Here is a 19,835-nt window from a genome sequence, read left to right as displayed (position 1 = left end):
GTCACATAGTTAGGAACAGCAATCAACCTATGTCGTATAAGGGTTTGTAAAAAACATGTTCCAATGTTCCAAGAAAAATATGATATTAGGAAAATATAAGAATATAGGATAAAATCACGCAAATACGCATATACGCGCGTAAGAAAGTTTAAAAACGTTTGGAACAGGAGAGTTTGGAATGCGAGAAAAATCTATCGAGTTAAAATTAAGCAAAGCGGTCAAAAATATGAAGGGTTTATCTATTAAACTTACATCACCAGGTTTTGATGGATTGCCCGATCGGTTAGTGTTACTACCAAACGGGAAAATTGGCTTTATTGAAGTGAAATCCCCAGGAAATAAACTCAGACCGCTTCAGCAGAAAAGAAAACAGCAGTTAGAATCACTAGGTTTTATAGTCTTTTGTCTAGATGATCCTGAAAGTATTGGAGGGATGTTGGATGAAATTCAAGCCACATAAATATCAGGAGTTTGCAACAAACTTTATTATAGAAAATCCTATATCGGCAATATTTCTTGAAATGGGTCTAGGTAAGAGTGTTATTACATTGACTGCTATTTACGAATTGATGTTAGAGCGATTTGAAGTTAATAGTGTTTTAGTAATCGCACCGCTCAGGGTTGCTAGAAATACGTGGCCAGAAGAAATTGAAAAATGGAGGCACTTGAAAGGATTAACTTATGCAGTTGCTGTTGGGACAGAAAAAGAGCGCTTAGAAGCATTATATTTAGACGCGCACATTTATATCATTAACCGAGAAAATGTAGAATGGTTGATTGCTAGAAGCGGTATCGATTTTAATTTTGATATGGTCGTTATTGATGAATTATCATCGTTTAAATCTCATCAATCAAAACGCTTTAAAAGTTTGATGAAAGTGAGACCTAACATTAAAAGAATAGTTGGTTTAACAGGAACACCTTCATCGAATGGCTTAATGGACTTATGGGCGGAGTACCGATTACTTGATATGGGTGAAAGGCTTGGAAAATTCATTGGACGTTTTAGAGAATCCTACTTTGATCCTGACAAAAGAAATCAACATATGATTTTTTCATATAAACCAAAACCAGGGGCAGAAGAAGCGATATATGAAAAAATAAGCGATATCACTATCAGCATGAAAGGGACGGACTATTTAAAACTACCCGATTTAGTCATGAATGAAATGCCTGTTTCGTTAAATCAGAAAGAAAAAGAAACGCTTGATGTCATGAAACGTGATTTGATTACAACGATAAAAGGTGAGGACATAACCGCTTCAAATGCAGCGGCTTTATCAAATAAACTTCTTCAAATGGCAAATGGTGCAGTTTACGATGATAACGGTTCTGTCACTCAAATACATGACCGAAAACTCGAAAAGTTAGAAGATATCATTGAAGCGGCAAACGGTAAACCTGTATTAATTGCTTATTGGTTTAAACATGACCTTCTCCGAATACAAAATCGGTTTAAAGTAGAAATTTTAACAAGTAGTGATTCCATTAAAAAATGGAACGGGCGAAAGATTCAAATTGCAGCCATTCATCCCGCATCCGCAGGACATGGTTTAAATTTACAAGCGGGTGGTTCAACACTCGTATGGTTTGGACTAACCTGGAGCTTGGAGTTATACCAACAAACAAATGCAAGGCTGTACAGGCAAGGACAAACAGACACAGTGATTATCCATCATTTAATCGCAAAAGATACAATGGACGAACGAGTGATGGATGCTTTAAATAAAAAGAATAATACGCAGTCAGCACTCATTGATGCGGTGAAGGCAACATTAAAAGGGGGAATTCCTGTATGAATATTGTATGGCATTATTTGGATAAACGAGCAGCAACGATTGATGTGCTAAAAGATTACAATAGCATGAAACATATTATCGATAATACCGATGATGATATTGCAATCCTTCATGACGGAATGTTGTCCCCAAGTGCACCAGTGAATGATGGCATGCCTTCTGTTCACAATCCAAAAGCAAATGAAAATCGTATTGCATATAGCATCGATAAAATTGATGTGCTGAAAGAAAGATTAAGACAGGCCATCGAATATATGAATTGGTTCCAGCCTGCTTGGGATGAGTTAACTGAAGATGAACAGTTTGTTTTGTATGAATTTTATATGGTGGAAAACCAAAGACGAACCGATGCTGTGCATACGATTTGTGATTACTTTAAGATTGAAAGGTCATCCGCCTACAACAAAAAGAATAGAGCGTTGGATAGGTTGACACTACTGCTTTATGGCAAGTGAGTAAAATCGCGGATGCATTTAGACATTACGCAGGTTATAGTGGTAGTATGGAAAAAGTATCAAAGAGAAACAAAATGGACCTTTGAATATTCAAGTGAGTAATATTGCGGACGCTTTTTGACATTTAGCATGTTATGGTATTAATATAGACAAAATATTGAGAGCCTTCGTGGGAGAAATCCTGCGGGGGCTTTTTTGTTTGGAGGTGAAAGTTATGCCAAGGAAACCAAAGCGACCTTGTTCACAGCCAGGATGTCCTGAGTTAACGCGTGAACGCTTTTGTGATGAACACCGGAAGGCAGAGGCGAGAAGATATGAAAGGTATCAACGTGATCCAAACACCGCAAAGCGATACGGACGTGCCTGGAAGAGGATACGTGACCGTTACGTTTCAAAGAACCCGCTCTGCGAAGAGTGTAAACGAAACGGAAAGCTAACCCCAGTGCAAGAAGTACACCACATCCTACCGCTGTCAAGAGGTGGAACGCATGACGAAAGCAATCTGATGTCTGTTTGCACACCTTGTCACTCATCGATTACCGCACGAGATGGTGATCGTTGGCGAAGGGGTAGGGGGTAATCAATCTCTACAACTTATGATGTGGACAACGGGCGGGGAACGTCACGCAAAAAGTCGCGATTTCAAAGAGGGTATATAGGGGGCGAGCAGAAATGAGGTGTTGAAATGGCCAAGGATGGAACAAATAGGGGCGGTGCTCGGGTTGGTTCTGGGCGTAAAAGAAAGCCATTATACGAAAAATTAGAAGATGGAAATCCAGGTAGACGAAAATTAGAAGTGCTCGAATTTACACATGCACCTGACCTTCAAGGACAAGAAATGCCACCGCCAAGAGAGATGCTATCTGCCACTGAAAAGGACGGTTCAACTCTTGAAGCGGCAGAAATTTATGAAGAAACGTGGAATTGGTTAAATGAAAGGGACTGTGCTCATTTAATCATGCCGCAACTTTTAGAAAGGTATGCTATGAGTGCAGCAAGATGGATGCAGTGCGAGGCAGCTGTGACAGAGTTTGGCTTTTTAGCAAAACATCCAACAACGGGAAATGCTATGCAAAGCCCGTATGTTGCTATGAGTCAAAACTTCATGACACAAACCAATCGACTCTGGTTAGAAATTTACCAAATAATAAGAGAAAACAGTGCAACGGAATTTATTGGAGCGAACCCTCAGGATGATATGATGGAACGTCTATTAACGATGCGTAAAGGTAAATAAAAATTAATCGTAGCGGGCGAGCTCTCCTGTAACGATTTAGAGATAAATGAGGTGCATTAAAATATGATTATTGAAAAGATTAATTTAGAACAACTCATTCCCGCTGACTACAATCCGAGAAAAGATTTACAACCTGGTGATAGTGAATATGAAAAAATTAAACGGTCACTTGAAGAGTTTGGATATGTTGATCCCGTCATTTGGAACAAGACAACTGGAAGAGTGGTTGGGGGGCATCAACGTTTAAAAGTTTTGGCAAGCATGGGACGAACTGAAGTCGAATGTGTCGTGGTCGAATTAGATGAAGAAAAAGAGAAAGCATTAAACGTTGCTTTAAATAAAATTAGCGGTGATTGGGATAAAGAAAAATTAGCTGTACTGATGACAGATTTAGATGCAGCAGATTTTGATGTTTCACTCACAGGTTTTGACGCTGCTGAAATTGATGATTTGTTTAAAGATACACTTCGAGATGGAGTAGAAGATGATGACTTCGATGTCGATGAAGAACTTCAAAATCCACCAATAACAATGCAAGGTGATGTATGGATTTTAGGTAGACACCGACTTGTATGTGGGGATAGTACGAAAAAAGAAACGTTTGATAAGTTAATGGAGGATAAAAAGGCAAACTTGGTTGTCACTGATCCACCTTATAATGTTGATTATGAAGGCAGTGCGGGGAAAATTAAAAATGATAATATGGCAAATGATACATTTTACCAGTTTCTATTGGATGCTTTTAAGAACACAGAAGATGCGCTTGCGAAAGATGGCAGCATTTATGTGTTTCATGCGGATACAGAAGGTCTTAATTTCCGCAGAGCATTTGAAGAAGCTGGTTTTTATTTATCTGGAACTTGTATATGGAAGAAACAATCACTTGTACTTGGCCGTTCACCTTATCAGTGGAAACACGAACCGATATTATTTGGCTGGAAAAAGAATGGTAGACACCGCTGGTATTCAGATAGAAAGCAATCGACTATTTGGGAGTTTGATAAACCTAAACGAAATGCCGACCATCCAACGATGAAACCAATTGCCTTAATTGCCTATCCAATTATGAATTCAAGTTTAACAAACAGTATGGTACTTGACCCGTTTGGTGGTTCTGGTTCGACTTTAATTGCATCGGAACAAACCGACCGAATATGTTACATGATTGAATTAGATGAAAAGTTTTGTGATGTGATTGCGAAACGATACATTGAACAAGTTGGAACGGATGAGAACGTGTATGTCATTCGAAATAATAAAAAGATTGCTTATAGCGAACTTGAAGCGAGTAAGAGTGCTTAAAAATTAATATTAACTGTTCAAAACACTTGATATAAACACCTTTTAGAGTGATATATGTATGTACCAAAATTGAAAGGTGGAATAAAAAATGATTGTAAAATTTAATGTGAAGGGGAAGGAACGGAAAAAGCTGGTCGAATCTGTAAGCAAACATTTGAATATTCCTTTTGATTACAAAGGAACACCAAGCTTTGCATATCAGATTGGAGATTATGTAGTTGATAGGTTTGGCACATTGGAAGGACCACCTAATGACGAGTTAATCCAAACGTTGAAAAGTGAACATAGCTTTGAAGCACCGCAGGATGAGAAACTAGAAACTTATATCCTTTCTATCGAATACCCGCGGGAAGCCTTTGATGAACAAACAATCGAGAATTTAGAAAAACTGATTCAAAGTAAACGTACATTAATTAAGCGAGCACTAGCTATTAAAACAACTAAAATTGTACTGGAAGATGACCGTATAAGTTTTCCTTGGTTTGAAAGAGAGTTGACACCAGAGGAACTAGAAACATATACAAAATTCATTGTCGCATTATGCGAAACAGCCCTGAAACAAAAACGAGTGACGGCAGTTGAAAAACAAGTCGAAAACGAAAAATATGCATTTCGATGTTTCCTGTTAAAGCTGAATTTTATAGGCGGTGAATATAAAGCCGACAGAAAGCTTCTGATGTCAAAGTTGTCAGGTGATTCTTCATTTAAAAGAACAAAAAAGATGGAGGAAGCTTCATGAACAACATAACGAAAGAATCGCTGACCAAGTTAAAAAAGCAATATCAGCCTGGAACAAGAGTACGTTTGATTGAAATGGATGATCCATATTCAAATCTTATCCCAGGTGATGAAGGAACAGTTTCCTACGTTGATCATATAGGAACAATTCACATTAAGTGGGATAAAGGAAGTTCACTCGGCATTGTATTTGGAGTCGATAAGTGTCTAATCATCGAACAATAAAAACACAGCCCAAAAGTGTAGGTAACACTTGATATATAAGGCTTTTAGAGTGATATATGTATGTAACGAAAACACACATACACTCTAAAAGGGGATGATAAAATGTTAAACGAAAAGTTTGGAATTGAAATTGAATTTACAGGAATTACAAGAGAAAAAGCATCGAAGGTAGCGGCAAAGTTTCTTGAAGGAGAATACATCGAAGGTGGAACATATTACGATGTAAAGAAAGTGAAGGCTCCAGACGGACGGATATGGGAATTTGTTTATGACGGAAGTATTCGAACGCAAGTTAGTCGAAGCGGCAGAAGGGTTAATGCAAACAGAGATTACAGTGTTGAAATTGTAAGCCCAATTCTAACTTACCGAAAAGACATTGACACTTTACAGGAGCTTGTTCGAAGGATACGGAAAGCGGGAGCCTTTACAAATTCATCTTGTGGCATTCACATTCACTTAGACGGTAGTCCACATACACCAAGAAGCATAAGAAACTTTGTAAACATCATCGCAAGTAGAAACGACTTATTTTACAAAGCACTAGAAATCAAGAATGAGAGAATGCGTTATTGCAAACGGATGGATGACATTTTGGTTGAAAAGATGAACCGAAAAAAGCCAAAGACAATGCGAGAAATCGAGGACATTTGGTACGAAGGCTACAATGAAAGCAGAAGTAGACACTATCACAATAGCCGATACCACTTTCTAAACTTACACAGCTTTTTCAGAAGAAATCGAACCGTTGAGTTACGAGGCTTTAACAGCGTTCTTCACGCCGGGAAGATTAGAAGCTTTATCGTTTTGTCCTTAGCGATAAACAACCAAGCATTAACACAGAAAAGTGCATCATCGAAAAAGCCCCAAGTTGAAAATGAAAAATTCGCCATGCGAACATACCTCAATCGAATCGGATTGATTGGAGAAGAATTTGCAAACTGTAGAGCGCATTTAACTAAACCTTTATCAGGGTCAGCAGCATGGAGATTCCGGGTTGGTTAAGCCACCTGGGATCATTCAAAAGTAAATTGTGAAAGGATTGAAATGATGGTGAAATTATATATTGCCTACGGATCAAATTTAAATCTAGAGCAAATGGCAAACAGGTGTCCAACCGCAAAGGTAGTAGGAACAAGTGAAATAAAGGACCACAAACTCGTTTTTAGGGGGCCACACGCGCATGCAGTTGCAACGGTTGAACCATGCAAGGGGGAAAGCGTTCCAGCCCTTGTGTGGCAGATTACGCCCAATGACGAAAAAGCACTCGACCGGTATGAGGGATGGCCCCATCTATATAGAAAAGAAATGATGAAAGTTAAAGTTGATAAAAAGACAGTAAATGCGATGGTCTATATTATGAATGAAGGCAGACCACTTGATCAGCCGAGTTGTTACTATTACTCAACCATTTTAGAAGGTTATCAAAGTGCAGGATTTGATGATGAATATTTACATAGAGCAGTTGAAGGTTCATATGAAAAAGATAGTGTTACCTTAGAAAATGAGTCTAATGTGGGAGAATTAGAGAAGTTCGAATAATTATGATAATATATAAACAAAGTTGAATGTTCAGCAAAAGGACCGTTTTGCGTAAGAAAAGCTATGGTAAACCTTGTTAAATAAAATAGTGACATAAAATAAAGAAGGGTGAATTATATGAGCAAATTTAGTGAGGTTGAGATTGAAAATTGGATAAAGTATCAGGATGAAAATGTACTTTCGAAAGAAGAATTTTTAGGTCGATGTTTTGCATGTGGCGAATTTCTTAGTGAATTAGAGTTGCCTGAGGGTCCAGAAAAGAAAGTTGTTTGCTTAGAAGATCGAGGTTTTTTTGTAGAACAGTACGAAGAATTGAAGGAAATGGGAGAAATTTGATAACAATCAATGTCTAATCATTTCATAACAGCAAAGGAGGGAGAGCTAATGACAAGAAAAAGGTTTTATGATGAACATGGAAATGAGATTCGATCAAGACCACGAAAACCAATTTACAAGAAATGGTGGCTTTGGATGATCGTTGTACTCGGTGTAACATTCGGAATTATTGAGTTTTATACTTTTGGTAGTAAAGATGAAATTGTAGATGAACCAAAAGACCTGGAAGTAAGGGGAGAGACTGATAAAGAAGAAACAAGAGTGAAGGATCCGGAAATTGAAAGACCAGAGAATGAAATTGTTGAAAATCAAACGTATACATATGAAGATTTCAAAGGTACATATGTGGTATTTGAAGGCGAACCCTATAATTCGCCTATAATATCAAATATCCTAGTCTTAGGAGACGATGATTATCGAACTTTTAATCGTTGGGATTACGATATGACGTCTATCATTCAGGACAAACATATAGATGAAAACACTTTGGAAATAGATGTAGATAGCGATGAAAATGAAGCTTGGGGTTCTCATAGCGAAAGCGGAACAGAACAATTCGAGTTACGTTTTGATGGAGATCAAAAAGTTCTTTATCACCAAGATACGGAAGACTTTATTTATTACCCCATGTCTGACAAGGAATTACAAGAGAATTATAAGCAATCAGAAATCGATTATGCACGAATTATTATGACACTAAGGGGTGTACCAAGTCTTGATTTCTGGGAAGCATTTAGTTCAGAATATGACGGCGATAAACCAGTTATTGGTGTAACCTACAATAACAAAGGTGACTTTATTCCACATACTATTGATGAGGGTGACGTTGAATATCCAGAAGATGTCACTAATATATATTTAAAAAATAAAACAAGACGAGATGAAATTAGTTATACTTATTCATCTGTTGAGGATGGCTATATCAGAGTATATCCAATACCTTTAAATCATGCCCTAAAAACGGGAGAAGAAGTTATAGATGATGCTAAGGAACAGTATATAAAACCCTTTGAACCCTATGAGGTTGCGGATTTTATAGGGAATGTTGAGTTTGATGAAGAATAAAAAATTATTATTTTTTGTCATTAAATGCTTTCATGCTATCAATTCTCAATAAGTTATTGATTTAGTATATCACTTCTTTTTAGTGTTTTAGGTGATAATCGCATAATATATATAATTTTTATGAAAGACCGAACCGCCTCGATTGTTTAATAACTTTATTCAATCATCGGGTGCGATTGTGGAGCAATTAAATAGGTATTCTAAAGCTCAGACTTCGGTCTGGGCTTTTTTGACATGCAAATTTTTATAAATACATTTAATTTTTTAAAATTATTTGCTAGGGGAGGTGGTGGCAATTAGAAAGCTTGAAGTATATAAACCTACGATTTTTAAAGCGGAACAATCATACTATGACAAAGATGCGGCTGACATGGCAGTAAATTTTATTAATTGTTTAAAACACACAAAGGGTGAATGGTTCGGAAAAAACTTTGATTTGATTGATTGGCAAGAACAAATTATTCGAGATGTGTTTGGAACAATGAAGCCGAATGGTTATCGACAGTTTAATACTGCCTATATTGAGATAGCCAAGAAACAAGGAAAATCAGAACTTGCTGCTGCGGTTGCCTTACTTTTAACATGTGGTGATTTTGAACATGGTGGAGAAGTGTATGGATGTGCTGCGGATAGGCAACAAGCATCGATTGTATTTGACGTTGCTGTCGACATGGTGGAACAATCACCCGCACTTAAAGCACGATTTAAACCAGTCCTTTCACAAAAGCGATTGATTTATAAACCATTGGGTAGTTTTTATCAAGTGCTATCTGCGGAAGCTTATACAAAACATGGATTGAACGTTCATGGGGTTGTATTTGATGAGCTTCATGCACAACCGAATCGAAGGTTATATGATGTTATGACTCATGGTTCAGGAGATGCCAGGAAACAACCACTGTACTTCTTAATTACAACAGCAGGTAATGACCAACACTCAATTTGTTACGAAGTACATCAAAAAGCAAAAGATGTACTTGAAGGAAGAAAAATAGACCCTACTTTTTATCCTGTTATTTATGGTGCAGAAGAAGATGATGATTGGACAGATCCAGAAGTTTGGAAGAAGGCAAATCCATCACTAGGAATTACAGTTGATATTGAGAAAGTCGAACAAGCATGTGAAAGTGCGAAACAAAATCCAGCTGAGGAGAACTTGTTTAGGCAGTTACGACTGAATCAATGGGTAAAGCAATCTGTCAGATGGATGCCAATGGAAAAGTGGGACAGATGTGGTTTGCCAGTTGACCCTGAAAGTTTAATTGGTAGAGAGTGCTATGCGGGACTCGATTTATCATCGACAACAGATATAACCGCATTTGTCTTAATCTTTCCACCAGAATATGAAGATGATAAATATGTGATATTGCCATACTTTTGGATACCAGAAGAAAATATTAGACAACGTGTGGATAGAGACAGAGTACCTTACGATGTGTGGGAACAACAAGGTCACATGCTAACAACAGAAGGAAACGTTGTTCACTATGCTTATATTGAAAAGTTCATCGAAGAATTAGGAAAGAAATACAATATAAAGGAAATAGCATTTGACCGTTGGGGTGCTGTTCAGATGACGCAAAACCTCGAAGGATTAGGCTTTACTGTAGTTCCTTTTGGACAAGGTTTTAAAGATATGAGCCCATCATCAAAGGAATTAATGAAATTAACATTAGAAGAAAAACTTGCTCATGGTGGACACCCAGTTTTACGTTGGATGATGGATAACATTCATGTTCGAACGGATCCAGCTGGAAACATTAAACCTGACAAGGAAAAATCAACGGAAAAGATTGATGGTGCGGTGGCAACAATTATGGCACTTGACCGAGCGATAAGAAGAAGCGGAACAAGTGATTCAGTTTATGATGATAGAGGATTGATTGTGTTCTAAAGTTAAGGGGGTGATATTCATATGCGGTGGTTTACAAATTTATTTAAAGCAAGAGATAAACCACAAAACTATTCATTTGGGAGCAATTATAGTTTCTTCTTTGGAAATTCTAGTAGTGGAAAATCCGTTAATGAATTTACAGCAATGCAAATGACTGCAGTATATTCGTGTGTACGCATATTAGCTGAAGCGGTAGCTGGTTTACCACTGCACTTATATAAGTACACAGATACAGGTGGGAAGGAAAAAGCAATATCCCATACCTTATATTTTTTACTTCATGACGAACCAAATCCTGAGATGAGTTCATTTGTGTTTAGAGAAACATTAATGACTCATCTTTTATTATGGGGAAATGCGTATGCTCAGATCATTCGCAATGGAAAAGGGGAGGTTATTGCACTTTATCCACTTATGCCAAATAAAATGTCAGTCGAAAGAGATGCGAGAGGTAATCTGTATTATTTATACACAAAAACATTTGAGGAAATGAATGGGTCAGAGAAGACAACTATTGCATTAAAAGCTGAAGATGTACTTCATATACCCGGACTTGGTTTTGATGGTTTAGTTGGATATTCACCTATTGCGATGGCTAAAAATGCAGTGGGTCTAGCAATGGCAACTGAGGAATATGGTGCAAAGTTTTTTGCTAATGGAGCGGCACCAGGTGGTGTCTTAGAACATCCGGGAACTATCAAGGACCCCCAAAGAGTAAAGGATAGTTGGAATAAAGCTTATCAAGGTTCAAGTAATGCCCATCGAGTTGCTGTATTAGAAGAAGGGATGAAGTATCAACAAATCGCAATTGCACCCGATCAAGCACAATTTCTTGAAACAAGAAAATTTCAGATTAACGAGATTGCTCGAATTTTCCGAGTGCCACCTCACATGGTAGGTGACTTGGAAAAGTCGAGCTTTTCTAATATAGAGCAACAATCGTTAGAATTCGTTAAATACACACTTGATCCATGGGTTATTCGGTGGGAACAAGCAATTAGTCGTTCACTATTTACTAAAAGTGAAAAGAAAGCGTACTTTGTGAAATTTAATGTGGATGGATTGCTTAGAGGTGATTATGCTTCACGAATGAGTGGCTATGCAACAGCGAGGCAAAATGGCTGGATGAGTGCTAATGACATTCGTGAACTTGAGAATTTAGACCGGATACCGGATGAACTTGGGGGAGATTTATATTTAATCAATGGGAATATGACGAAACTCCAAGACGCAGGTGTGTTTGCAAAGAAATATGAAAAGGAGGAAACCGAAGATGAAGAAGTTTTGGAACTGGACAAAGAATAATGAAACTGATAAACGAACCCTTCATTTATATGGGGCAATAGCAGAGGAGAGTTGGTTTGATGATGAAGTCACACCATCTGCCTTTAGGGAAGAACTCGTGCAAGGCAAAGGCGATATTGAAGTTTGGATTAATTCGCCAGGGGGTGATTGTATTGCAGCTGCGCAAATTTACAACATGTTGATGGAATATCCAGGTGATGTCACTGTCAAAATTGATGGGATTGCCGCATCGGCAGCATCTGTGATTGCGATGGCAGGCACTGAAATTCAAATGTCACCAACGTCCCTAATGATGATTCATAATCCATTTACTGTCGCAATTGGTGATAGTGAAGAAATGAAAAAGACGGTGCATATGCTTGACGAAGTAAAAGAAAGCATTATTAACGCATATGAAATTAAAACAAGTTTATCAAGAAATAAACTATCCGAATTAATGGATGCTGAAACGTGGCTTAATGCACATAAAGCAATTGAACTCGGATTTGCGGATGCCATTATGTTCGCAAATGGTAAAGATGAAAACCAACCTGAGAACAGCTTTGTTTTTAGTAGACGAGCAGTAACAAATTCATTAATAAACAAGATACAAAAACCACAAAAAGGTCAATCGGTTGATCCGCTTTATGAGCGGCTTAATTTATTGAAATATTAGGAGGAAACCAATATGAATAAAATTTTAGAATTACGTGAGAAAAGAGCAAAAGCATGGGAGGCTGCTAAAACTTTTTTAGATACTAAACGTGGAAGTGATGGTTTGGTATCGGCTGAAGATGCACAGATGTATGATCGTATGGAAGAGGATATTATGAATTTAGGCAAAGAAATTCAACGATTAGAACGGCAAGAGGCTTTAGATGCAGAATTAAATCGTCCAATAAATACACCTATCATTGGAAATCCATCTGTTCCAGGAATGGAAACAAAGAGTGGACGAGCTTCTGAAGGTTATACAAAGGCATTCTGGAATGCGATGAGAAGTAAAAATCCAACACAAGAAATTATGAACTCACTATCAGTGGGAACAGATTCAGAAGGAGGATTTTTAGTTCCCGATGAATTCGAGCGTACACTTGTACAGTCATTAGAAGAAGAGAACGTATTCCGAAAACTTGCTAAGATTGTAAAAACGTCCAGTGGCGATCGTAAAATTCCAGTTGTCACTACTAAAGGTTCAGCGGCATGGTTGGATGAAGGAGAAGAATTTGAAGAAAGCGATTCAGTGTTTGGACAGACTTCAATCAGTGCTTATAAGTTAGGTACAATGATTAAAGTTTCGGATGAATTATTGAATGATAGTGTATTTAATTTAGAGAATTACATTTCAACTGAATTTGCTCGAAGAATTGGAGCAAAAGAAGAAGAAGCGTTTCTTGTCGGTGATGGAGCAGGAAAGCCGACTGGAGTGTTTCATGATACTGGTGGTGCAGAATTAGGAGTTACTGCCACATCAGCAACAGCTATTACTGCAGATGAAATTATTGACTTAGTTTACTCTTTAAAAGCACCATATCGTAAAAATGCTGTATTCATTATGAATGATGCAACAATAAAAGCAATTCGAAAATTAAAAGATGGTCAAGGTCAGTACTTATGGCAACCATCACTAACTGCCGGTACACCAGATACGTTATTGAATCGTCCAGTATTCACTTCAGCTTATGCACCGACTATTGAAACGAAAGCAAAGTCTATTGCCTTTGGTGATTTCGGATATTATTGGATTGCAGACAGACAAGGTCGTTCATTCAAGCGTTTAAACGAACTTTTTGCAACAACAGGGCAAGTTGGTTTCCTAGCAAGTCAACGTGTCGATGGAAAGTTGATTTTGCCAGAAGCAATTAAAGTCTTACAACAAAAATAAATAAAGGAGTAGAATGCGATGGGGTATAACGCTAAGAATTATACGGAACAAGGCGGAGAAAAAACGGTGATTGGCGGGGAACTTGTTATTGAAGAAGGGGCGAAGGTCACTGGCCTTCCTTCTTCTTCAAATGAAAAAATGGCAAATCAATCGGATAGTACAGCAGAAACAATAGAAGACTTGGTTGCGGATTTTAATGCATTACTATCGAAATTAAAAACATCTGGTTATATGTCAGAAGAATAAAGGTGGCGAAAGTGATGACATTACTAGAAAAAGTAAAGGCTAATTTAATACTCCAACATGATAAAGATGATGCTTTAATAGAAATGTACATCACTGCCGCCATTTCTTATGCAGAGAGTTATCAACATATTAAAGAAGGCACATATTTAGATGAGAATATGCCCGCGACAACGGAACAAGCGGTTATCATGTTGGCATCACACTTTTACGAAAGTCGAGATGGCAGTACAGGTGGATTTTTCGCAGATAGCGCACTTGCTGGAGAGCAAGTTTGGAAAACAGTCAACCTTTTATTAAGGCTAGATAGAGATTGGAAGGTATAGCGTATGAGTTTTGGTAAAATGCGTACATTTATCGATATCGTAACACGTGAAATTGTAAAAGATGAAGAGTCTTTCAGTGAAGAAACCGATAGAATCCTAGCATCTGTGACAGCATACAAAGAAGAACGCTTTGGTAGTAAGACTTGGGCAAATAGGGCAGCCTTTTCTGAAGCGAATGCGTTATTTCGTTTTAGAAACATTCCCGATTTAACCATTAAACCGAAAATGTTTATTGTATGTGATGATGGGCGATATGAAGTAGTAAGCGTTGATAATGTGAAAAATAGAAATATGTATATCGAGGTTTTAACAAAAAAGGTGGTGGCATCAGATGGCTAAAGTTAACATTATAATGCCAGAAGAATTCTTGATGAAGATTTCAAGATTGGGAAGTAAAACAGATGAAATCGTTCCGAGGGTTCTTGAAGCAGGTGGAGAAATTGTATTAGATAAAATGAAGTCTAATTTAAGCTCGGTTATTGGGAAGGACACAAAACTTCCGAGTAGATCAACTGGTGAGTTGGTATCTGCATTAGGAGTATCACCTGCCTTAGTTGACCGAAGAGGAAATCATAATGTTAAAGTAGGGTTTAATGAACCACGTAAAGATGGGGTTAGCAACGCTAAATTAGCTAATATAATCGAATACGGAAAATCGGGTCAACCTGCAAAGCCATTTTTAAAACCAGCAAGAAGAACATCAAGGCAACCTTGTATGGATGCGATGATTAAAAAATTGGAAGAAGAAGTGGAAAGCATATGAATGTATTAGCCGAAGTAACTCAAATTGCGGAACAATGTGGTATTCCAGTTGAAACAGGTATCTTTTCAGATACTGCTCCTGATTTATACATTGTAATCACACCAATCGTTGATATGTTTGAATTACATGCAGATAATATTCCAAAGTATGATGTACAAGAAGTTAGGGTTTCGTTGTTTTCAAAAAAGAATTATACATCAATTAAAAATAGTTTAGTCCGCACTCTTTTGGGTGCGGATTTTGTTATTACAGATAGGAGATATATCGGTCATGAAGATGATACTGGATATCATCATTTAGCTATTGATGTAGCAAAATATTATGAATTTGAAATGGAGGAATAATTTATGGCGACTATTGGTCTTGATCGGCTTTATTATGCAAAAATAACAGAAGGAGAAAATAGTGAAGAAACCTATGAAACTCCAACACCTTTAGCAAAGGCGATTAGTGCTGAATTATCTGTTGAATTAGCTGAGGCAACTTTATATGCAGATGATGGTGCGGCTGAAGTGATTAAAGAATTTCAAAGCGGAACATTATCGCTTGGTATTGATGATATCGGTGTGGCAGCAGCTAGTGATTTAACAGGTGCAACAATTGACGATAATCATGTACTGATATCTACAAGTGAAGATGGTGGAGATCCAGTTGCGATTGGTTTTAGGGCGAAAAAGGCAAATGGGAAATACCGATATTTTTGGCTATACCGAGTGAAATTTGGTATTCCAGCGACAAACCTTGCGACAAAAGGGGACAGCATCACTTTCTCTACACCAACAATTGAAGGTACGGTTTTACGGAGAAACAAGCTTGATGGTCAAGGAAAACATCCATGGAAAGCGGAAGTTAGTGAAGGTGACGATGGTGTGAATCAAGAAATAATTACTGGTTGGTATAGTGAAGTTTATGAACCAGTATTTGCTGCGGGGACTGAAGGATAAAAGGAGCGAACAATTATGACGAGTGAAAGAAGTGCAAAGATTTCAATTGGTGGTTTGGACTATGAATTAATCTTAACAACAAAAGCAACAAAGGAAATTGCAAAAAGGTATGGTGGCTTAGAAGATTTAGGTGAGAAGTTAATGAAAGCTGAAAACTTTGAGATGGCTTTAGATGAGATTGTCTGGTTAATTACCCTACTTGCCAATCAAAGTATCCATATCCATAATCGATTGAATGAAGAAAAGAAAGATTTATTAACAGAAGATGATGTGGAACTGTTAACATCTCCTGCTGAGATGGCAACTTTTAAAGATGCAATTATGGAAGCAATGTTTAAAGGGACAAAACGACATATTGAGTCGGAGGAAACCGATACAAAAAACGAAGTGGTCGAGTAAACGATGAAGAAATGTTTGCTCGACTTATTTATTATGGAGTCACGCAGCTAAAAAGGACTGAAGAAGAAGTATGGTTGATGCCTATTGGCCATTTACTTGATCAATGGGAAATCCACAAACAATTCACGGGTCTCACAAAACCTAAAAATGAACTATCGATTGATGATGTTATTCCGTTAGGTATTTAAAAATTCTGATACAATAGTATTCAGAATATCTGAATGTGGGGGAATATTGAATGGAACTAATCAACGAGATTGATTCATTAATACAGGATGTGAGTAAAACGATAGGTAAACCTATTGTAGTAGAAGGATATGAAATTATTGATAGAGGTTTACCACATAAACCAAAATCGCTTCCTATTGGAATGATGGGAGTATATGCATTTTGGTATAATGACAGATTTTTAAAAATAGGCAAAGCAGGCTCTAAGAGTGGTCCTAGATTCTTAAGTCAACATTACAATCCGAAATCAGCCCAAAGCACGTTAGCCGCATCAATATTAAGGGATCCGGATATGTTGCAATTTGGTATAACTGAGGAAAACATTGGTGTGTGGATAAAAGAGAATTGCAGAAGGATTGACATTTTAGTGAATGTTGAGCTTGGCATATTTACATTGGGCTTGATTGAAGCGGTACTTCATTACAAATATGAACCAAAGTACGAAGGCTTTGCAACACAGCGTTAATATAAGGACATGGATTTGAGAGCAATCAATAGATTGTTCTTTTTTTATATCTATTTTAGGAGGAGGTGGCAGTATGGCAGACAATTTTGGTCTTAAAATTGGTGTTGAAGGGGAACGAGAATTTAAGAAATCTCTACGGGAAATTAACCAAAGTTTCAGAGTGCTAGGTTCTGAAATGAAATTAGTGACATCAGAATTTGATAGAAATGATAAATCGATTAAAGCTATAACAGCGAGAAATGCAGTATTAAATAAAGAGATTGATGCACAAAAGGAAAAAGTATCAACACTAGAAAAGGCTCTTGCCAATGCTGCTGAATCCTTTGGAGAAAATGATAGAAGAACATTGTCATGGCAAACTCAGTTAAATAATGCGAATGCCGAATTAAATAATTTAGAACGTGAACTGAAGGACTCACAAGAGGAAGTAAAGAAGCTTAACCGAGAAAAAGTTGAAAAACTTGTGAATGGTTTAAAAACAGCGGGTGAAATTGCGGGTAAAGTATTGGTAGCAGGCTTAAAAGCAGCTGCCGCAGCAATGGCTGCAATTGGGACTGGAGCGGTTGCATCAGGTAAGTTTATAAAGGACTCTTTAAATGTATATGGCGAATATGAAGATGCCATGAAGCAAGTTCAAGCAACAATGGGACTTACAGGAGAAGAAGGGGAAGAAGCCTTTAATAAATTATCTCAAGCAGCAAAAGATGCGGGAGCAAGTACACGTTTCTCCGCATCTGAATCAGCCGAAGCGTTAAATTATCTAGCTTTAGCGGGATATGATACAGAACAGGCGATAGGAGCACTTCCAGGTGTGCTTACACTTGCTGCCGCGGGTGATATGGATTTAGCAAGAGCATCTGATTTGGTTACAGACTCCATGGCTGCTTTAGGCCTTGAAATCGCTGATATGGACATGTACATGGACAAAATGGCGAAGACCTCACAAAAGTCAAACACAGATGTACAGCAATTAGGTGAAGGAATACTCGTTGCGGGAGCGACAATGAAAAATGCTGGGCAAGATTTAGATACATTAAATGTTATGTTAGGAGTTCTCGCTAACAGGGGGATAAAAGGAGCAGAAGGCGGAACAAAACTAAGAAACATCATTATGTCCTTAACTTCTCCCACATCAGCTGCTGCAAAAGAATTAGAAAGTCTAGGCATAAGCGTTACTGATTCATCAGGGAATATTCGAGATATGAACGATATATTCACAGATTTAAATAAAGAACTTGATGGATTGTCAGAAGCGGATAAAATGAACGCCTTAAGTAATATTTTCAATAAACAAGACTTAGCGGGTGTGAATGCATTACTATCTGGGACTGGCGATGAGATGAATAACCTTTATAAGGAACTTGAAAATGCTGATGGTGCTGCGCAGCAAATGTCAGACACGATGGAAAGTGGAATAGCGGGTTCTGTACGAAGTTTAAAATCAGCCTATGAAGGACTACAAATCGTTATCGGAGAACAGTTTGCAGAAATGGCCCAAGGGGCAGTTGGTGATGTGACAGAATTAGTTCGAGATATAACTGAAATATTAAATGATGGATTTCAAGAAGGTGATATTACCGCTATAGGCGAGAGAATATCATCTTTTTTAATTCAAGGAATTAATCGAATTACAGAGTATATCCCGGGTGCCATTGATATGATAGCCACAATGCTAACAGAGCTTGTGAATGTATTGGTAGAACTTTTGCCTACTTTACTGCCACCTTTATTAGAAGGTGCGATTGCTTTATTAACAGGGATTATTGAGGCGATTGTAGGGAATATCGAGCCGTTAGTTGAAATGGTCGTATATTTAGTAACAACTGTTGCGAAATTTATTATTGAAAATTTACCTATTTTAATTGAAGCGGCCATCCAAATTGTTATCGCATTAGCGAATGGGATAGCAGGTGCCTTGCCACAGCTAATTCCAGCGGTTATAGATGCAATCATTTTAATTGTAGATACGTTAATCAATAATTTAGGGCAAATATTAAATGCGGCTCTTCGAATTATTATGGCTTTAGCTGAAGGTATTGTTGCAGCTTTACCTAGATTGATAGCTGCCTTACCACAAATAATAAATTCAATTATTAACTTTATTACCTCAAACTTACCGATGATTATCGATATGGGGATCCGTATCATTTTGCAATTAGTAGTTGGCATAATTAAAGCTATACCTTCCCTGGTCGCTGCTTTACCACAAATTGTGATGGCATTAATTACGGGAATAGGAAAAGCAGCAATTGCAATTGTCGAAATCGGTCGAAATATTGTACGTGGTCTTTGGGATGGAATTGCCTCCATGGTTACTTGGATCAAAGATAAAATCAGTAATTTTGTAGGTGGAATTGTAAGTGGAGTAAAAGGTTTACTTGGTATTAAATCTCCATCAACTGTATTTGCTGGTATTGGTGATGATATGGCTCAAGGGTTAGGGGTTGGTTTTGATAAGGCAATGAGTCAAGTTTCTGAGGATATACAAGATGCAGTTCCGACAGATTTCGACATTCAATCAAACGTGAATGTAGGGGCAAACGGTATTACAACAAGTCAAGATGGATATGGATCATTAATTACGATCCAACAAATGATTGTCAGAAGTGAAGATGATATTAGAAAAGTTTCACAAGAATTATATAACTTAATTCAAACAGGGTCTCGAGCACAAGGGAGGTTCGTGCCAAGTTAGAAAGGAGTGGGA

Annotated in this window: 26 protein-coding genes; all 26 read left to right on the top strand. The window is 37.6% G+C overall.

Annotation, left to right across the window (positions count from 1 at the left end):
• Positions 1-178: 178 nt before the first annotated feature.
• The 26 genes from SPD45_RS10410 (at position 179) to SPD45_RS10285 (ending at position 19,823) form a co-directional block, all read left to right on the top strand.
• Positions 179-460, top strand: coding sequence for a VRR-NUC domain-containing protein (locus SPD45_RS10410; protein WP_336267676.1), 282 nt, complete (start codon positions 179-181; stop codon positions 458-460).
• Entirely contained in the window at positions 441-1,799 is a 1,359-nt protein-coding gene (locus tag SPD45_RS10405; protein ID WP_336267675.1) for a DEAD/DEAH box helicase, read from the top strand. Before SPD45_RS10410 ends, SPD45_RS10405 begins: the two co-directional genes overlap by 20 nt.
• Positions 1,796-2,254, top strand: a complete 459-nt coding sequence (locus SPD45_RS10400) for a hypothetical protein (protein ID WP_336267674.1) — start codon at positions 1,796-1,798, stop codon at positions 2,252-2,254. Before SPD45_RS10405 ends, SPD45_RS10400 begins: the two co-directional genes overlap by 4 nt.
• A 214-nt stretch (positions 2,255-2,468) precedes the next feature.
• The gene (locus SPD45_RS10395; protein ID WP_336267672.1) at positions 2,469-2,834 is read left to right on the top strand and encodes an HNH endonuclease; all 366 of its coding nucleotides are present in this window, start codon (positions 2,469-2,471) and stop codon (positions 2,832-2,834) included.
• 105 nt (positions 2,835-2,939) lie between these two features.
• Entirely contained in the window at positions 2,940-3,491 is a 552-nt protein-coding gene (locus SPD45_RS10390; RefSeq protein ID WP_061114380.1) for a P27 family phage terminase small subunit, read from the top strand.
• A gap of 63 nt (positions 3,492-3,554) precedes the next feature.
• Positions 3,555-4,793, top strand: a complete 1,239-nt coding sequence (locus tag SPD45_RS10385) for a site-specific DNA-methyltransferase (RefSeq protein WP_336267671.1) — start codon at positions 3,555-3,557, stop codon at positions 4,791-4,793.
• An 88-nt stretch (positions 4,794-4,881) separates the two neighbouring features.
• A complete protein-coding gene (locus SPD45_RS10380; RefSeq protein WP_336267670.1) occupies positions 4,882-5,532 on the top strand; it encodes a virulence protein in 651 nt (216 codons plus the stop codon).
• Positions 5,529-5,756 carry a DUF4314 domain-containing protein gene (locus tag SPD45_RS10375; RefSeq protein ID WP_336267669.1) on the top strand — a complete coding sequence of 76 codons (228 nt, stop codon included), beginning with the start codon at positions 5,529-5,531 and terminating at the stop codon, positions 5,754-5,756. The genes SPD45_RS10380 and SPD45_RS10375 overlap by 4 nt, the downstream gene beginning before the upstream one ends.
• A 102-nt stretch (positions 5,757-5,858) precedes the next feature.
• Positions 5,859-6,758, top strand: coding sequence for an amidoligase family protein (locus SPD45_RS10370; RefSeq protein WP_336267668.1), 900 nt, complete (start codon positions 5,859-5,861; stop codon positions 6,756-6,758).
• A gap of 42 nt (positions 6,759-6,800) precedes the next feature.
• Positions 6,801-7,295, top strand: a complete 495-nt coding sequence (locus SPD45_RS10365; RefSeq protein ID WP_336267667.1) for a gamma-glutamylcyclotransferase family protein — start codon at positions 6,801-6,803, stop codon at positions 7,293-7,295.
• Between the two features lie 117 nt (positions 7,296-7,412).
• Positions 7,413-7,631 (top strand): hypothetical protein, encoded by a 219-nt coding sequence (locus SPD45_RS10360; protein ID WP_336267666.1) that lies wholly within the window; start codon positions 7,413-7,415, stop codon positions 7,629-7,631.
• Positions 7,632-7,679: 48 nt separating this feature from the next.
• Positions 7,680-8,696, top strand: coding sequence for a hypothetical protein (locus SPD45_RS10355; RefSeq protein WP_336267664.1), 1,017 nt, complete (start codon positions 7,680-7,682; stop codon positions 8,694-8,696).
• Between the two features lie 295 nt (positions 8,697-8,991).
• Entirely contained in the window at positions 8,992-10,590 is a 1,599-nt protein-coding gene (locus SPD45_RS10350) for a terminase large subunit (RefSeq protein WP_336267728.1), read from the top strand.
• A 21-nt stretch (positions 10,591-10,611) separates the two neighbouring features.
• On the top strand, positions 10,612-11,895 hold the full coding sequence (locus SPD45_RS10345; RefSeq protein WP_336267663.1) for a phage portal protein: 1,284 nt from the start codon (positions 10,612-10,614) through the stop codon (positions 11,893-11,895).
• Complete coding sequence (locus SPD45_RS10340; protein WP_211651034.1) at positions 11,864-12,550, top strand: head maturation protease, ClpP-related; 687 nt, start codon at positions 11,864-11,866, stop codon at positions 12,548-12,550. Before SPD45_RS10345 ends, SPD45_RS10340 begins: the two co-directional genes overlap by 32 nt.
• A 12-nt stretch (positions 12,551-12,562) precedes the next feature.
• Positions 12,563-13,759 (top strand): phage major capsid protein, encoded by a 1,197-nt coding sequence (locus tag SPD45_RS10335; RefSeq protein WP_186088517.1) that lies wholly within the window; start codon positions 12,563-12,565, stop codon positions 13,757-13,759.
• 18 nt (positions 13,760-13,777) lie between these two features.
• Entirely contained in the window at positions 13,778-14,005 is a 228-nt protein-coding gene (locus SPD45_RS10330) for a hypothetical protein (RefSeq protein WP_061114370.1), read from the top strand.
• Positions 14,006-14,007: 2 nt separating this feature from the next.
• Positions 14,008-14,328 (top strand): head-tail connector protein, encoded by a 321-nt coding sequence (locus tag SPD45_RS10325; RefSeq protein WP_442962018.1) that lies wholly within the window; start codon positions 14,008-14,010, stop codon positions 14,326-14,328.
• 3 nt (positions 14,329-14,331) lie between these two features.
• Positions 14,332-14,667, top strand: a complete 336-nt coding sequence (locus SPD45_RS10320; RefSeq protein ID WP_061114368.1) for a head-tail adaptor protein — start codon at positions 14,332-14,334, stop codon at positions 14,665-14,667.
• Positions 14,660-15,091: an HK97-gp10 family putative phage morphogenesis protein gene (locus SPD45_RS10315; RefSeq protein WP_336267661.1), complete on the top strand. Its 432-nt coding sequence runs from the start codon at positions 14,660-14,662 to the stop codon at positions 15,089-15,091. The genes SPD45_RS10320 and SPD45_RS10315 overlap by 8 nt, the downstream gene beginning before the upstream one ends.
• Positions 15,088-15,435: a hypothetical protein gene (locus SPD45_RS10310; RefSeq protein WP_123317344.1), complete on the top strand. Its 348-nt coding sequence runs from the start codon at positions 15,088-15,090 to the stop codon at positions 15,433-15,435. The genes SPD45_RS10315 and SPD45_RS10310 overlap by 4 nt, the downstream gene beginning before the upstream one ends.
• Positions 15,436-15,438: 3 nt before the next feature.
• Positions 15,439-16,035 (top strand): major tail protein, encoded by a 597-nt coding sequence (locus SPD45_RS10305; protein WP_336267660.1) that lies wholly within the window; start codon positions 15,439-15,441, stop codon positions 16,033-16,035.
• Between the two features lie 15 nt (positions 16,036-16,050).
• On the top strand, positions 16,051-16,434 hold the full coding sequence (locus SPD45_RS10300; protein WP_336267659.1) for a hypothetical protein: 384 nt from the start codon (positions 16,051-16,053) through the stop codon (positions 16,432-16,434).
• Positions 16,435-16,445: 11 nt separating this feature from the next.
• Positions 16,446-16,622: a hypothetical protein gene (locus SPD45_RS10295; protein WP_336267658.1), complete on the top strand. Its 177-nt coding sequence runs from the start codon at positions 16,446-16,448 to the stop codon at positions 16,620-16,622.
• Positions 16,623-16,672: 50 nt separating this feature from the next.
• Complete coding sequence (locus SPD45_RS10290) at positions 16,673-17,128, top strand: hypothetical protein (protein WP_336267657.1); 456 nt, start codon at positions 16,673-16,675, stop codon at positions 17,126-17,128.
• A gap of 73 nt (positions 17,129-17,201) precedes the next feature.
• Positions 17,202-19,823, top strand: coding sequence for a phage tail tape measure protein (locus SPD45_RS10285; RefSeq protein ID WP_336267656.1), 2,622 nt, complete (start codon positions 17,202-17,204; stop codon positions 19,821-19,823).
• Positions 19,824-19,835 lie beyond the last annotated feature (12 nt).

It is taken from the genome of Pseudogracilibacillus sp. SO10305, assembly GCF_037072005.1.
In the GTDB taxonomy this organism is placed as follows: domain Bacteria; phylum Bacillota; class Bacilli; order Bacillales; family Amphibacillaceae; genus Pseudogracilibacillus; species Pseudogracilibacillus intestinigallinarum.
Note: the sequence above shows the minus strand (reverse complement) of the source record. Positions and strands in the feature narration are given on the sequence as shown.